The 14,655-nt window shown below is 74.7% G+C and carries 13 protein-coding genes; 5 read left to right on the top strand and 8 right to left on the bottom strand.

Annotation, left to right across the window (positions count from 1 at the left end; translation table 11 throughout):
- The first annotated feature begins 64 nt into the window (after positions 1-64).
- Complete coding sequence (locus EIZ62_RS04820) at positions 65-1,030, top strand: GlxA family transcriptional regulator (RefSeq protein ID WP_156691468.1); 966 nt, start codon at positions 65-67, stop codon at positions 1,028-1,030.
- Here the strand turns inward: EIZ62_RS04820 and EIZ62_RS04815 are convergent.
- Positions 1,014-2,969, bottom strand: coding sequence for a DUF2264 domain-containing protein (locus EIZ62_RS04815; protein ID WP_156691467.1), 1,956 nt, complete (start codon positions 2,967-2,969; stop codon positions 1,014-1,016). The genes EIZ62_RS04820 and EIZ62_RS04815 overlap by 17 nt on opposite strands.
- Positions 2,970-3,156: 187 nt before the next feature.
- Positions 3,157-4,098, bottom strand: a complete 942-nt coding sequence (mmuM, locus tag EIZ62_RS04810) for a homocysteine S-methyltransferase (protein ID WP_156691466.1) — start codon at positions 4,096-4,098, stop codon at positions 3,157-3,159.
- A gap of 113 nt (positions 4,099-4,211) precedes the next feature.
- Between mmuM and EIZ62_RS04805 the strand changes: the two genes are divergently transcribed.
- On the top strand, positions 4,212-4,445 hold the full coding sequence (locus EIZ62_RS04805; RefSeq protein ID WP_156691465.1) for a DUF5133 domain-containing protein: 234 nt from the start codon (positions 4,212-4,214) through the stop codon (positions 4,443-4,445).
- 54 nt (positions 4,446-4,499) lie between these two features.
- Here EIZ62_RS04805 and EIZ62_RS04800 read toward each other — a convergent pair whose 3' ends face one another.
- The 6 genes from EIZ62_RS04800 to EIZ62_RS04775 form a co-directional block, all read right to left on the bottom strand.
- Positions 4,500-4,841 carry a hypothetical protein gene (locus EIZ62_RS04800; protein ID WP_156696210.1) on the bottom strand — a complete coding sequence of 114 codons (342 nt, stop codon included), beginning with the start codon at positions 4,839-4,841 and terminating at the stop codon, positions 4,500-4,502.
- Positions 4,842-4,947: 106 nt separating this feature from the next.
- Positions 4,948-5,646, bottom strand: a complete 699-nt coding sequence (locus tag EIZ62_RS04795) for an ester cyclase (RefSeq protein ID WP_156691464.1) — start codon at positions 5,644-5,646, stop codon at positions 4,948-4,950.
- Between the two features lie 65 nt (positions 5,647-5,711).
- A complete protein-coding gene (locus tag EIZ62_RS04790) occupies positions 5,712-8,468 on the bottom strand; it encodes a helix-turn-helix transcriptional regulator (RefSeq protein ID WP_244376116.1) in 2,757 nt (918 codons plus the stop codon).
- Between the two features lie 305 nt (positions 8,469-8,773).
- Positions 8,774-10,474, bottom strand: coding sequence for a S8 family peptidase (locus EIZ62_RS04785; protein WP_156696209.1), 1,701 nt, complete (start codon positions 10,472-10,474; stop codon positions 8,774-8,776).
- A gap of 1,058 nt (positions 10,475-11,532) precedes the next feature.
- Entirely contained in the window at positions 11,533-11,952 is a 420-nt protein-coding gene (locus tag EIZ62_RS04780; protein ID WP_156696208.1) for a hypothetical protein, read from the bottom strand.
- 5 nt (positions 11,953-11,957) lie between these two features.
- Positions 11,958-12,434 (bottom strand): ATP-binding protein, encoded by a 477-nt coding sequence (locus EIZ62_RS04775; protein WP_156691462.1) that lies wholly within the window; start codon positions 12,432-12,434, stop codon positions 11,958-11,960.
- A 215-nt stretch (positions 12,435-12,649) separates the two neighbouring features.
- Here EIZ62_RS04775 and EIZ62_RS04770 point away from each other — a divergent pair, with 215 nt between their 5' ends.
- The 3 genes from EIZ62_RS04770 (at position 12,650) to EIZ62_RS04760 (ending at position 14,627) form a co-directional block, all read left to right on the top strand.
- Positions 12,650-13,513 carry a helix-turn-helix domain-containing protein gene (locus EIZ62_RS04770; protein ID WP_156691461.1) on the top strand — a complete coding sequence of 288 codons (864 nt, stop codon included), beginning with the start codon at positions 12,650-12,652 and terminating at the stop codon, positions 13,511-13,513.
- Positions 13,514-13,759 (top strand): DUF397 domain-containing protein, encoded by a 246-nt coding sequence (locus tag EIZ62_RS04765; RefSeq protein WP_064072405.1) that lies wholly within the window; start codon positions 13,514-13,516, stop codon positions 13,757-13,759.
- Positions 13,760-13,838: 79 nt separating this feature from the next.
- Positions 13,839-14,627 (top strand): SAM-dependent methyltransferase, encoded by a 789-nt coding sequence (locus EIZ62_RS04760; protein WP_156691460.1) that lies wholly within the window; start codon positions 13,839-13,841, stop codon positions 14,625-14,627.
- The last annotated feature ends 28 nt before the right edge of the window (positions 14,628-14,655 follow it).

Below are 14,655 nucleotides of genomic sequence, written 5' to 3'. Positions count from 1 at the left end.
CACTGTGCCGGGGCCGGTGCCCCCGGGAAATGGCAAGATTGCCACTTTGCGATAGGATCGTGCCATGCACCGTGTGGTAGTCCTCGCCCTCGACGGCGTGTATCCCTTCGAACTGGGCATCCCCAACCGGGTCTTCGGATCGGCGGACGGCCGGTACGAGGTGCTGACCTGCTCCGCCGACGGCCGTCCGGTGCGCACCGGCTCCGACTTCTCCATCACCGTCGAGCACGGGCCGGAGGCGCTGGCCACCGCCGGCACGGTGGTCATCCCGCCGTACGACATGGAGCTCGCCACCGCCGGCGAGCTGTCCCGGCCGGTCGCCGACGCGCTCGCGCGGATCCGCCCGGGCACCCGGATCGTGTCCATCTGCACCGGCGCCTTCCTGCTGGCGGCGGCGGGCCTGCTCGACGGCCGGACCGCCACCACCCACTGGTCGCTGGTGCCCCGCTTCCGGCAGCTCTTCCCGCACGTGGAACTCGACCCCGACGTCCTGTTCATCGACGGCGGAGAGGTCCTCACCTCGGCGGGCGCCGGATCGGGCGTGGACGTCTGCCTGCACGTCGTGCGCGAGGACCACGGCAGCGCGGTGGCCAACCAGGTGGCCAGGAAGTGCGTGGTGCCGCCCTGGCGCGACGGCGGCCAGGCCCAGTACATCGAGCAGCCGGTGCCCGAGACCTCCGAGCAGGGCACCGGCGCCACCCGGCACTGGGCGCTGGAGAACTTGCACCTCCCGCTCACCCTCGCCGACCTCGCCCGGCACGCGCGGATGAGCGCCCGCACCTTCGCCCGCCGGTTCGGCGAGGAGACGGGCATGAGCCCCGGCCGCTGGCTCATCCAGCAACGCGTCGCCCGCGCACGCCAGTTGCTGGAGTCCACCGACCTGCCCGTGGACCGGATCGCCGGCGAGGTGGGCTTCGCCACGGCGACCTCCCTGCGCCAGCACCTGCACGCCGCGATCGGCGTCTCCCCGCTGGCCTACCGCCGCACCTTCCAGGCCGCCGACCGCACCCTGTCTACGGCGCGTGCGTGACCGACACCCCCGGGGCGCACGCGCCGGCGGTGAACGCGATCCGGGTGACCGACCCGTCCGCCGCCCACCGCACCTCCACCACCTCACCGTCCGCCCGCTCGGCGGACCCCCGCACCACCTCCGCCACGCCCGCGAGCGGCGCCGCGTCCGGGCCGGCCGTCAGGGACGCCAGCGCCACCAGCACCGCCGTGCCGCCGCCGGACGGGGCGGTGGACAGCCGGGGGAGCACCGCCCAGCGGGTGAACGCGGTGCCCTGCGGGGCGCGCACCTCCTCGGCGTCCGGGACCTCCCACCCGTACAGGCCCCGCAGTTGCGACACGAGCGGCTCGTCCGGGCCGGTCGCCCAGCCCGACAGACGCACCCGCGCCCCGCGCGGCAGGCCCACCACCCGGTGCGCCCGCAGCTCGTACCGGCCGCGCGCCACCGTCACGCTCGACGCGCACAGCCCCGGCACCATCGGCGGGCCGGACGCGAACACCGGCCGGTGCCAGGAGGCCGCCCACCCCCAGCCGTCGCCATGTCCCGCGCCCAGCGGCCGGATCCGGCAGCGCACCGACGCCACCCCGCCCACCTCGACGGACAGCAGATTGTCCGCCGGGTTGGCGGCGGACGTCGGTCCCGTACGCGTGGAGTAGGCGAACCTCCCGTACAGCACGTCGTGCGCGCCGGCCGTGTCGCCCTGCGACGGGTGCACGTGGTCGCTGCCGTGGTTGTGCAGCCGGGCCACCCCGTCCGCCCCGGTCGTCTGCACCAGCAGCCCCGGCGCGGGCAGCGCCAGCACCCGGTCGCCGCCGTCCTCGACCGGCGCCGCCGCCTCCCGCGCCGTCCACAGCGGATCAGCCGCCGGGGCCAGCAGCGCCACGAACGCCTTGGACGCCCAGTACGGCGAGGCGGGGCCCGAGTACGCCTGGAGCGACGCCTCGTGGGGGCCGTGCCAGCCGGGCGTCAGCAGCCCGTCCCGCGCGTCCACCGCGCCCCGCTCCAGGAAGTACCGCAGGCACCCGCTCAGCAGCCGCCGCGAGACCCCGGGAGCCAGCGGCGAGTGGCCGGTCACCGCCCCGAGGCCCACCGCCGCACCCGCCGCGAAGCGGTACGTCAGCGACCGGCCGAAGTGCACCGGCGCCCCGTCGCCGCCGAACAGCAGCGACAACCCCTCCAGGTGCTCCCGCAGCCGCGGCCCGTACACGCCGAGCAGGGCGGCGTCGCCCCCGAGGTGGGCGTGCAGCACCGGGTACAGGTGCAGGGCCCAGCCGTTGTAGTGGTCGAAGGCACGACCGTCGCCGTCCGTGTACCAGCCGTCACCCCGGTACCAGCCCTCCAGCAGCTCCAGCCCCCGCTCGACGGCCCGCCGCGTCCCGGCGTCGCCGCGCCCCACCGACTCCAGGAACCCGGCGACGGTCAGCGGGAAGAGGTACCAGTTGTTGGGCGCGGGCAGGTGCCCCAGCGCGCCCCGCAGCCACTCCTCGACCCGGTCCCGCACACCGTCGTCGAGGCGGTCCCACAGCCACGGCCGGGTCAGCCGCAGCCCGAGCGCCACGGACGCCGACTCGACCATCGGCTGGCCCCGCACATGGTGGTCGAGGATCAGCGGCCACGACTCGGTGTCCTCGCGGCCGGGGGCGCGCGTGCCGGCCGCCAGCCCGTCCGCGTACCGGCCGAGCAGCCCGTACGGATCGGCCCCACCGGCGCCCGCGACGCGGAACGCGGCCGCCAGGAACGTCCGCGCGTACCCCTCGAGCCCGTCGGAGCGCACCCCGGAGCGCGACGGCCGCCCCGGCAGGTCCAGCAGCGCCCCGCCCGGCGTGGCCCATCGCCACGCGGCCCGCACCAGCCCGTCCGCGGCCGCCTCCCAGTGGGCCCGGGTGAACCCGGTCCACGGGCTCGACTCCCGGTCGTCGGGCGGCAGCCGGAGGTACGCGGACACGCGGGGAACGCTCATGCCGGGAACGCTCATGCCAGGGACACCGGCCTCTCGCGCCCGCGCCTCGCGAACAGCGGCGGGGTGCGGACGCGCGGCGGTGTGCGGTGGACGGGCGCGGTCGGCATCGCATCACTCCCGGGCGTCGGCACATCAGCGACACCGGCATGGTGATCGACCGGCACCGAGCCGGTCAACGGCCGAACGGTCAGCGCGTCGGGCCCGCACCGCTCCTCGCGGCCAGCTCGGCGATCTCGTCCGGCCCGACGCGGCAACAGCCGCCGATCAGCCGCGCCCCCGCCTCCCGCCAGTCGCTCACCCGGGCGGCCGAGAACGTCGAACGCCCGCGCCACGTCCGGGCCTCCGCGTCCCACGCCTCACCGCTGTTCGGGTACACCACCACGGGCCTGCCGGTGACCCGCGCCGCGACCGCGACCGCGCGCCCGGCGTCCTCGGGCGCACAGCAGTTCACCCCGACGGCGACGATCTCCTCGCACGCCGCCGCCACCGCGAACGCCTCCTCCAGCGGGTCGCCCGCCCGCGTCCGGTCCCCCTCGACCGTGTACGACAGCCACGCCGGCACGCCGAGCCCGCGCACCGCCCGCACCAGGGCCCGCGCCTCGTCCGCGTCCGGCACGGTCTCCAGCGCCAGGACGTCGGGACGGGCGGCGGCCAGCACCTCCAGCCGCGGGCGGTGGAACCGCTCCAGCTCGGCGACGCCCAGACCGTACCGGCCCCGGTACTCCGACCCGTCGGCGAGCATCGCGCCGTACGGTCCCGCGGACGCGGCCACCCACAGCGGCCGGCCGGGCGCCCTGGCCCCGGCGCGCCGGGCCGCCTCACGGCCCAGCTCGACGCTGAGCGCCAGGAGCCCGGCTGCCCGGTCGTGCCCGATGCCGCGACGCGCGAAGCCCTCGAAGGTGGCCTGGTAGCCGGCCGTCGTCACGACGCTCGCGCCCGCCTCGTAGTAGGCGAGGTGCGCCGCCACGAGCGCCTCCGGCCGGTCGGCGAGGAGCCGCGCCGACCACAGCTCGTCGCTCAGGTCGTGCCCGGCGGCCTCCAGCTGGTTCGACAGCCCGCCGTCCAGGACGAGGGGGGAGTCCGAGGAGGTGAGCGCCTCGGCGAAGGCGGGGGCGGCTGCGCTGGTCATGGGGTGAAGCTAGCGCGTTCGCCGGTTCCGGAACGCCCGGGCATGCGGAACGGATCACCGGGTAGCAGGCCCCCACGAGACAACCGGCGCCCGTCGTCAGGAAGGAGACCACCGTGCTGATGGCTCACCCCGCCGTCCTGAACAACCTGGTCGAGCAGTACGAGACCCTGCGGCTGCTGCACGCCGAGGCGGGCACCGAGGAGGTCAGGGACCGCATGGACGAACTCGCCCGCACCCTGTGCGTGGCCACCGGGACGGCGGACGTGGACACGGCCCTGGTCGCCGCCCGCCACCGCCTGCCGGGCGCCCGGCCGGAGGACGACTCCCTGCTCACGGCGACGCCCTGACGGCGCCGGGAGACCTGACGGCGCCCGGGAGACCCTGACCGCCGCTCCCGGGCCCTACACGCTGCGGGAGCCCTGGCTGTCGGTGGTCTCCAGGAAGCGCAGCAGCACGGCCGCCTCCGCGCGGAGGCGTGCGGCGCGCTCGGCGTGGGCGGGGGCGGGGGCGGTCAACCGGGCCGCCACGTCCAGCCGTTCGGCCGCCTCGGCGCGTACCAGGTCCACCACACCGGACTCGGTCAGCTCACGGCGGGCGGCCTCCGTGGCACCGGCTCCGGCCGGCAGTCCCTCGATCGCCGTCGCACGCGGTGCCGACTCGTCCACCGGCACCGCCTCGGCGTTGTCCAGGGCGGCGAGGGTGGAGCGCAGGGCGCTCACCGCCGTCCTGTCCCGGGCCCGCATCGCCTCCGGCAGGGCTTCACGCATACGACGTCGCACGGACATGCCCGCGACCCTACGGCGGTGCGACGGACGCACCAAGCGATATAACGCACCATCGATGGGCGGGCTATCCCTCCGACACGACGCCCAGCTGACGCATCAGCCCCATCTCGTCGACGTTCCACCAGCTCTCCGCGATCCTGCCGCCCTCGCAGCGGAACGTGGCGTGCCCGGTGATGGCCAGTTCGCGGCCGGTCGCCTCGATGCCGCGGTACGCGCCGACGTGGCGGCCCGTGAACGACATGCGGCAGCACACGGTGTCACCCTCGGCCACCAGGCCCTCGATGGTGCACCTCGGCTCGAACGCCTCCATGATCTCCCGGGTCTCGTTCTTCGCCGTCTCCAGGTCCACGTCGTACGAGGAATTGCCGGGGTCGTGCTCGCGGTAGCCGGCGGTGCACAGCTCGTCGGCGGCGGACGCGTTCGCCTGGTTGATCACCTGGTCGACGAACCGCTGGACGACGAGCTTGTTGAGCTGCTCGTCCCGGACGACGTCCAGGTCGGTGAAGGTCGGCTCGCCGTCGCACAGGGCCGTCATCTCCTGGAAGATCCGGTTGGTCTCGGGCAGCCGCGAGTTCTCCATCGCCTCCTCGTAGGAAGGGAATTCGACGATCTCCAGCACGTGTGTGGAGTCCGAACGGTCCCGGCCCATCATCGCGTGCGTGGCCGTCCGCTTACCCTGGGTCGCCTCGGCCCAGCTGTCCAGCAGCCGGTTCATCTCCTCGACCCGGTCGGTCTTGCAGTCGATGATCTGGACGAATGTCATAACGCCTCCCACCATTGGAGCGACTGCTGCTTTCAGCGTATGCCGGTCTCCGGGGCGCGGCAGGCTCAGCGCGCGGTCGCGGCGGGTCCGTTGAGGGCCGTCGCCAGCTGGGCGCGGGAGCGGACGTCCAGCTTCTGGTAGATCCGGGTCAGCCGCGCCTCGACCGTCTTCACGCTCAGGTAGAGCCGCGCCGCCGCCTCCTGGTTGCTGGCGCCCTCGCCGACGAGCCGGGCGAGCCGCAGCTCGGCCTCGGTCAGCCGGGACAGGGCGGTCCCGGCGGCGGGCGCCGGGGCCGAATCGGCGGGGGACGGGCTCTCCGCGGTCAGCCCCAGCCACGGCACGGCGCCCGCCCGCTCGAACACCGCGGACGCCGCCTGCATCGCCGCCTGCGCGGCCGACCGCCTGCGGCGACGCCGCTCCACCCGCGCCAGGGCGATCAGGCAGCGCCCCTGCTCCAGCACGAGCCCGTGCGCGGCGAACCGGTCGGCCGTCTCCACCAGCAGGTCCACCGCCTCGTCGGTCTTGCCGCCCGCGGCCAGGCACAGCGCGTACACCCGGTCACAGCCGAGCAGCACGGTGGAGCGGCCCAGCCGTTCCGCGACCGGGCCCACATCGGCCAGCAGGGCCTGCGCCTCGTCCAGGGCGTCGCCCGCGAGCAGCGCCTCGGCCAGCTCCTCGTGCCAGCGCAGCATGGACGGGTCCACCGCGCACTGGGTGCCCTCGCCGTCCCGCACCCGCCGCAGCGCCTCCAGCGCCCCCGCGACGTCCCCGGTGATCAGTTGGACGCGCCCCAGCGCGTACAGGCTGCGTGACAGGAAGACGTGGTCGCCCTCCTCCTCCGACGCCCGGACGCTGCGCCGCGCGTACCCGGCGGCCCGCGCGAAACTGCCGCCCGCGGTCTCGGCCAGCGCCAGCGCGTACCACGCGGGCCCCGGCGAGAGCCCCGCCTCCAGCGTCAGCGCGAGCGACCGCTCGGCGTGCCCCAGCGCCGCCGCGCACTGACCGCGCCGCGCCTCCACCTCGGCGAGCGTACGGAACAACTCGATCGCGTCCTCGACCGGGCCGCGCCGCTCGACCAGCGGCAGCAGCGCGTACAGCTGGTCACGGGCCTCGGTGAGACGGTCGTCGAACAGGGCGTGGCGGATCGTCAGGATCTGGGCGGTGTTGCGGACCCCGAGCGGCCGGTCGGTCATCTCCAGGGCCCGCGCCTCGGCCAGCGTCCGCTCCGCGTCCGGCGAGCCGAGCACCCGGTCCATCCGGGCCTGCTGGGTCAGCGCCTGCACGGCGGTGTGCCGGTCGCCCACTGACCTGGCGAGGGCCGCCGACTCGACCGCCGCGGCCCGGGACCGCACCGGGTCGCCGTCCGCGAGGACGTACTTCACCGCCAGGCGCAGCTGCACCGCGGCCCGCAGCGCGGGCTCCCCCTCGGAGTCCTCCATCGCGTGGACGTAGATCTCGTCCAGATCGGTCAGCCCCTGGCCCGCCGTGTCCAGCACGGCGAGCCGCGCCCTGACCCGGTCGGCGGGCGTCGCGTCCCGGGCCAGCAGGTCGGCCGCGGCACGCATCGCCAGGTCCGCGCGGGCGGCCCGGGCCGCCTCCTCGGCGGCGTCCACCAGCCGGTCCAGCCGGCGGCGGCCCAGGTTCGCGGGGGTCGTCTCGGCGGCCAGCAGCGCCAGTTCGGCGGCGAGGGTGCTGTTGCCGCGCCGGCGTGCCGTGTCGGCCGCCGCGGCGACCTCGGCGGCCAGCTCCTCGTCGGGCACGTCGTTGGCCAGCGCCCGGTGCCGTACCGCCTCCACCGGGTCGTCCGCCACCCCGGCGAGCGCGGCGTGCCCCTCGCTGCGCTCGGTCCAGCAGGTGTCGTGGACCAGCGTGGTCGGCAGGAGCCCGGCCGTGAACGCCACCGTCCCGTCCTCGGTCAGGGATATCAGTCCGGCGCGCTCCGCGGCGGCCAGCTCCGCCTCCGCCGTCGGCCGCCCCGCCCGGCGCAGCAGCGCGGTGGTGGGGCGCAGCGCCAGCGCGGCGAGCAGCAGCGTCGCCCGTACGGAGGCGGAGGCGGGCGCCAGCATCCGGCGCGCGACGTCCCGGGCGCGCCCCGACAGCGGCAGTGCCTCGGCGTGGTGCACCGGCGTGCGGGCGTCGGCCAGGGAGCGGCCCACGGCCAGCGCGAGGCGGGGGTTGCCGCCGCTGGCCCGGTGGATGCGCCCGGCGAGCCGGGACGGCAGCCGGTGGTGGACCAGGAGCTCGGCCATCTCGTCGGCCTGGAGCGGCGGCACCAGCAGGATGTCGGCCTCGGAGGCCACCCACAGGGGCATGGGCGCGCCCCCGGCGGCGGCCCCGCCGCCCGCGTACAGCGCCGGCGTCTCGACGGCGACCACCCGCAGCGCGGGCGGCGCGAGGTGCAGGGCGAACCGGAGCAGGTCCGCGCTGTCGGCGTCGATGCGCTGGGCGTCGTCGACGACCAGGAGGACGGGGGACCGTTCGGCCAGGGTGCGCAGGATGCCCGCGAGGGCCAGCCGCAGGGCGATCGGGTCCCAGCCGAGGGCCGGCGCGGCGGACTCCCGGCAGAGCACGGCGACGGCCTCGCGCTGCGGCCCCGGCAGGCCGTCGAGCGCGAAGGCGGGTACGGAGGCGACGAGCGCCGCCGCGGCCGCCCCGGCCATGCCCTGGTCCGCGGGCTGCGGGGCGAGCCACACGACCGTCTCGCCGCGCGCCGAGGCCTGCTCGGCGGCGGCCTGGGCCACCTCGGTCTTGCCGACCCCGGGCGGCCCGGTCAGCAGGGCGCGCCCCCGGCTGAGCAGGACGCGTTCGCAGCGGGCCAGCAGGTCGGCCCGGCCGACCGGGGCGGGTCGTTCCGGCTGCTGGCCGCCGCCGTACGTCGAGGGGGCGCATGGCGCGGAGGGGTACGGCGCCGACCTCACCTGCGACCACCACCCTCCGGCGCGGACCCCCTGCCCGCGACCCGTTCGCGAACCCGTTCGCGATCTGTCCCGCGAGCGAAGGATACGAACTCGGCCCCGGGAGTCCAGGTGTCCTGTCCGGTATGTGGACGAACACACAAGCGGGCGTGCCCGCGGCGGGAAGCCGCGGGCACGCCCTGACCTGCAAAGACGTACGTCTTACCGGGGGATCAGAAGGTCAGGCCCCAGGAGTCGATGTAGCCGGTGTCACCCGTCGCCACGTCCCGGACCTGAAGCTTCCAGGTGCCGTTCGCGGTCTCGGCGGACGCGTCGACCGTGTACGAGGCGAGGACGTTGTCGGCCGAGTCGTTGCCGCTGGAGTTCTTCAGCCGGTACGCGGTGCCGTCCGGGGCGACCAGGTCGACGACCAGGTCACCGCGCCAGGTGTGCTTGATGTCGACGTCGACCTTGAGCGCGGCCGGCGCGTTGCCGGTACGGCCGGTGACGGCGATCGAGGACGACACGGTGGCGTTGTCCGAGATCGTCACGTTCGACGAGTTCGTGAACGCCGCTCCGGTACCGGGGGTGGTAGTATCGGTCACGGCGTTCACGGTCTTGGTGGCGTCGGCGATGCCGGTGCCGCAGCCGCCCGTGCAGGTGCCCGGCAGCGGGCGGGCGTTGGCCTTGATCGCGGACTCGATCTGGGCCGGGGTCAGCGTCGACTTGGCCGACTTCAGCAGCGCGGCCAGACCGGCGATGTGCGGGGCGGCCATCGAGGTGCCCTGGTACGGCTGGTAGTTCTCCAGCGACCTGGTCGTGGTGCCGGAGTTCAGCGTGGAGAGGATGCCGTTCTGGGGCGTGGTGACGGTGCCGGGCGTGTCGGTGCCGCGGCGGGTCTCGCCGCCGGGGGCGGAGACGTCGACGATGGAGCCGTAGTTCGAGTAGAACGAACGGTTGCCCTCACGGCTGGTGGACGCCACGTTGATGACGCCCGCGCAGTTGGCGGGGGTGAAGCCGGACGCGTTGGCGTTGCTGTTGCCGGCCGCGACGACGACGGTCGTGCCGCGCGCGACGGCCCCGTCGATGGCGTTCCGGTAGACGCTCGGGCAGCTCGAACTCGGACCGCCGAGGCTCATGTTGATGACCTTGGCCGGGTTCGGGTTCGCCGGGACGCCGGGCACGCTGCCGCCGGACGCCCAGGTGATCGCGTCGGCGATGTCCGACGACGAGCCGCCGCACTTGCCGAGCACACGGACGTGCTGGACCTTCGACCCGTACGCGATGCCCGCGACGCCCTTGGCGTTGTGGGTGGTCGCCGCGATGGTGCCGGCGACGTGGGTGCCGTGCCAGGAGGAGTCGCTCGCCTCGGACCCGGGACCGCACTCGCCGTCGGTGGCGTTCCAGTCGCCCTCGTCGGCGGGGTCGGCGTCGCGGCCGTTGCCGTCGCGGGCGTCGGCGGAGGTGGAGATGAAGTCGTAGCCCGAGACGGTGTTGCCGCTCAGGTCGCTGTGCGCGGCGTAACCCGTGTCGATGACGGCCACCGTGACGCCGCTGCCGGTGGTCTTGTCCCAGGCGCCGGGCACGTTCATGCCGCCGGTGGCCTCGAAGAGGTCCCACTGCTTGGCGTACTCGGTGTCGTTGGGCGTGACGGCCATCGCGTAGGCGCGGATGTCGGCCTCCACCGAGGCGACCTGCGGGTCGGCCCGGAAGGCGTTCATGACCTCGGTGACGTCGTCCTTGCCGGCGCCCGCCGCGAGGTCGACCAGCGCGGCCCCGCTCGCCAGGCGGCGCTCGAAGCTGAGCTTCTCGCCCGTCTCCGCGCTCTTGGCGGCGGTGTCGGTCTTGGCCGCGGTGTTCGACGTGGCCTCGGCGGTACGGGACTTGTAGGTGACGATCAGCTTGTCCACCGGTGCGCTCGGCAGCGTGGACATGGCCTGGGAGGCCGGCTGGGGGGTGGGGGTGGCCTCTACGGCGAGCGCCACCGAGGAGGTGGCGGTCACGCCGAGGATCGTGGCGCTCGCCGCCACGACGGATATGAGTCTCCGCCTGGAACCGTTCAAGGTGTTCCCTTTCAGGGCAGCTCCGGCGACTCCCGGAGCGGCTGACGGTGCAGGGCGCGACGGTCGGCGGGCGCGTGGGGTCCGCGGACGTGCCGTGGGGGTGGCAATCCGTGGTCCCCGGGCCGGGTACGCCCCTCGCGCCGCCGCCGACGCGACGACCCCTGGGACGGAGCCGTCACCGGCGACTTACATGCACCTGACAGCCAGGTGCACGGGAACCTCCGGTGCGGCAGACAGTAGGGAAACCCGAGCTGAACCCGATACGGGGAAAACCCTTGCACCCCCCGAGGACCCCATACGGGGGTCCCCCCGCACCCGGCGACGTACCGGGCGGGGGCGGTGCCCGCCACCCACCGCCCGCAGTCACCCACCGGCCGGGCCGGGGCCGTGCCCACCCCCCGCCCCGCCGTCCCGCGCCCGGCAACGCACCCGGGAGGGGGGAGCGCCACCCACCGTCCCGCAGTCGGCATCCGGCCCGGGGCGGGGCCGTGCCGGGTCGCCCCCGCAGGGATGGGGGTCCCCCCTGCTCGAGCGAAGCCGAGAGCTTGGGGGAGGCGTTGCCGGGGTTCCCTCACGCGTAACCCGAGGCCGCCGGCCCCGAGGAGGTGAGCCCGGAGGGGCCACGGCCCACCACCCCCCGGCAGGCGCCGCACCGGCGCAGGGGCAGCCCGCCCCGCCGGGCCCCGGGGAGACGGCCCCGAGCAACGGCGGACCACCCGCGGCCGGCGGCGGGCGAAGACCCCGGAAACCGCGCACGCGGGTGCCGCACGCCCTCGGGCCGCTCGCGCACGCGAAAGAGCCCCGCCGCAGCGGGGCCCGGGGCGAAGCCCCCGTAGAACCAAGCCGCACCCGCGGCTCGCGCGGCCCTGCCCCCCAGCCGGGGCCGCGCGAGCCGGCCGCCGTGGCCGGAGCCACAGCGGTCAGGTGGGTCAGAGGCGGGTGCCGACGCCCGGCAGGGACCAGGCGGGCGTCACCCCGGTGAGCTGGCAGATCATGAGGTAGAGCGGGATCGGGGGGGTGTACGGGGACGTCGTGCCGGGCCGCTGGATCAGCCGGGGCCGCCGGTCCGGGACGTACGCCTCCCGCGCGTAACAGGCGGGCAGCGGCCACCGCAGGTCGGCGTCCGAGCCGGCCGGGACGATCCACCACCACCACTCGGCGTCGGCGAACACGCACCCGTCTCCGGGCAGCCGCGACAGCAGCCGGAAGCCGTACCGCGCCGGTACCCCGACCGCGTCGCAGCCCAGCGAGGCGGGGAGCGACGGGGGCAGCACGAGCCGCACCTCGCCCTCGGGCTCACCGGTCCGGCCGGTCGACCGCCTGCCACGCGCCGACAGCAGCGTGGCCATCGTCCTCAGCACGGGTTCTCCGGGCCGCCGGCGCCCTGGTGCGCCAGCTCCGCCCAGACGACGCGCCCCGCCCCGTGCCGCGCGTCGTGAGCGCCCCACGCGCTGCTGACGGCGTCCACGAGCAGCAGTCCCCGGCCGCCCTCCTCGGGCGAGCCGCGTCGCAGCCGGGGCGCGGCGGCGGGGCAGCCCTCGTCCTGGACGCAGACCCGCAACTGCTCGCCGCAGTCGCGCAGTTCGCAGACCAGCCGGTGGCTGACCGTGTGTATCACGGCGTTGGTGACCAGCTCGGAGACCACCAGGGTCACCGCCTCGCACACGGTGCCGTCCACCTCCCACAGCACCAGCCGTTCCTCGACGAGGTGTCTGGCTCTGGCGACGGATTCCGCGCGGGCGGGCAGCTCGAACGAGAAACGGCGGACGTCGGCGGAGATCGGGGGTCGTGGGGCTATGAGCCGGGGGGTGAGCGCATTACCAGGAGCCACGAGCCGATTCCTAACGTGGAGAAGCGGCGCCGTGCGTCGCCTCTCCCGTGGCGGAGCGCGGCAGCCGCGTGAACTGGTTCACGAACTGGTTCACCGGAATACTTTCCTCCCGAGACGGACACTTGGCAAGTGGCACTCTGAAAAATGCAGAGTGTGGTGTTCGATCTGCCCCTCGCATGGCACACTCGTCGAAACAGCGCGTGGGGAGGTCTTAAGTGAGCGAGCCGCGGTCCGCCCCCACCGTGGGACAGGTCGTACTCGGCAAGCGTCTGCAGGATCTGCGGGAGCGGGCGGGCCTGAAGCGGGAAGAGGCCGCCAAGGTGCTCCGCGTGGCCCCGGCCACGGTCCGCAGGATGGAGACCGCGGAAGTCGCGCTGAAGATCCCCTACGTGCAGCTGCTGCTGCAGGCTTACGGGGTGCCCGCCGACGAGGCGGACGGCTTCGTCCGGCTGGCCGAGGACGCCAACAAGCCCGGCTGGTGGCAGCGCTTCCACGACGTCCTGCCCGGCTGGTTCAGCATGTACGTCAGCCTGGAGGGCGCCGCGAGCGTCATCCGGGCCTACGAGCCGCAGTTCGTGCCCGGCCTCCTCCAGACCGAGGAGTACGCCCGCGCCATCCTGCGCGGGGGAGCCGTGGGCCAGGTCGCGGACGACGCCATCGAGCGCCACGTGGCGCTCCGTATGGAGCGGCAGTCCCTGCTCACCCGCCCCGACGCGCCGAAGTTCTGGGTGATCATGGACGAGACGGTGCTGCGCCGTCCCGTGGGCGGCGGCCCCGCCGTGATGCGGGCGCAGATCGACCGGCTGCTGGAGGCGGCCGAGCTGCCGAACGTCACCCTCCAGGTCGCCGAGTTCGCGACCGGTCACCACCCCGGCACCTACGGACCGTTCGTCCTCTTCCGCTTCGCCGTACCGGAACTGCCGGACATGGTCTACAGCGAGTACCTGACCGGCGCGGTCTATCTCGACGCGCGCCCCGAGGTGGCCTCCCACCTCGAGGTCATGGACCGCATGGCGGCCCAGGCCGCCACGGCACAACGTACGAAGGAAATCCTCAGGGGTTTCCGCAAGGAGCTGTGAATGGATAGCGCAGAGCGCATATACAACGGCATGCCCGCCGCCGAGCTCGGCGCCGAGGGGTGGCACAAGCCGTGGAGCGGCGGCAACGGCGGCAACTGCGTCGAGGCGATGAAGCTCGCCGACGGTCGGGTCGCGGTCCGCCAGTCCGCCGACCCCGACGGACCCGCGCTGATCTACACCCACGGGGAGATCGCCGCGTTCATCCAGGGAGCCAAGTCGGGCAAGGCCGACTTCCTCCTCACCTGACCCCCGCCCCACCCACGACCCGCCCCGACCCACACCACACGGCCCCACGACCGCCCACACCGACCAGGGGGAGCGCGACATGACCCGGATCGACACCAGCAAGCCGCACCCGGCCCGCATGTACGACTGGTTCCTGGGCGGCAAGGACAACTATCCGGTCGACGAGGAGATGGCCAGGCAGCTCCTCACCCTCGACTCCCGCGGCCGCGACATGGCCCGGGTCAACCGCGCGTTCATGCACCGGGCCACCCGCTGGCTGGGCGCGGGCGGCGTCCGCCAGTTCCTCGACATCGGCAGCGGGATCCCGACCGAGCCCAACCTGCACCAGATCGCCCAGCAGGTCGCGCCGGAGTCCCGGGTCGTCTACTGCGACAACGACCCCATCGTCCTCGCCCACGCCGAGGCGCTGCTGCGTTCCACCCCCGAGGGCGCCACCGCGTACATCCAGGCCGACGCGCGCGACCCGGAGAGCATCCTCGAACGGGCGGGCAATGTCCTGGACTTCACCCGGCCCATCGCCCTGTCGCTCCTCGCCCTGCTGCACTTCGTGGACGACGAGGACGGCGCGTACGAGCTGCTCCACCGGCTCGTCGAGCGGCTGCCGTCCGGCAGCTACCTCGTGCTGTCGCACGTCACCGGCGACTTCGACCCCGAGAACGCGGAGAAGGCGCGCGCCATGTACAAGCAGCGCGGCCTGACCCTGCGGCCGCGCACCCGCGAGGAGTTCACCCGTTTCTTCGACGGCCTGGAGCTCGCCGAGCCCGGTGTCTCGCTCACGGCGGACTGGCACCCGGAGCTCGGCGAGGTCGTCCCGGTCGCCGGCGACGCCCCGATCCCCGGGTACGCCGGCGTGGCCCGCAAGCCGTAGCGACCGCGGGCCGTGGCCGAGGCTTTAC

The sequence above is a fragment of the Streptomyces ficellus genome (assembly GCF_009739905.1).
GTDB classification, from domain to species: domain Bacteria; phylum Actinomycetota; class Actinomycetes; order Streptomycetales; family Streptomycetaceae; genus Streptomyces; species Streptomyces ficellus_A.
This window is presented reverse-complemented; position numbering and strand designations above follow the sequence as displayed.

What these genes read in the sequence shown, in the direction of transcription:
- EIZ62_RS04820 (WP_156691468.1), top strand. Translation starts at nt 65, where the DNA reads ATGCACCGTGTGGTAGTCCTCGCCCTCGACGGCGTGTATCCCTTCGAA.
- EIZ62_RS04815 (WP_156691467.1), bottom strand. Translation starts at nt 2,969, where the DNA reads ATGAGCGTTCCCCGCGTGTCCGCGTACCTCCGGCTGCCGCCCGACGAC.
- mmuM (WP_156691466.1), bottom strand. Translation starts at nt 4,098, where the DNA reads ATGACCAGCGCAGCCGCCCCCGCCTTCGCCGAGGCGCTCACCTCCTCG.
- EIZ62_RS04800 (WP_156696210.1), bottom strand. Translation starts at nt 4,841, where the DNA reads ATGCGGGCCCGGGACAGGACGGCGGTGAGCGCCCTGCGCTCCACCCTC.
- EIZ62_RS04795 (WP_156691464.1), bottom strand. Translation starts at nt 5,646, where the DNA reads ATGACATTCGTCCAGATCATCGACTGCAAGACCGACCGGGTCGAGGAG.
- EIZ62_RS04785 (WP_156696209.1), bottom strand. Translation starts at nt 10,474, where the DNA reads ATGTCCACGCTGCCGAGCGCACCGGTGGACAAGCTGATCGTCACCTAC.
- EIZ62_RS04780 (WP_156696208.1), bottom strand. Translation starts at nt 11,952, where the DNA reads ATGGCCACGCTGCTGTCGGCGCGTGGCAGGCGGTCGACCGGCCGGACC.
- EIZ62_RS04765 (WP_064072405.1), top strand. Translation starts at nt 13,514, where the DNA reads ATGGATAGCGCAGAGCGCATATACAACGGCATGCCCGCCGCCGAGCTC.
- EIZ62_RS04760 (WP_156691460.1), top strand. Translation starts at nt 13,839, where the DNA reads ATGACCCGGATCGACACCAGCAAGCCGCACCCGGCCCGCATGTACGAC.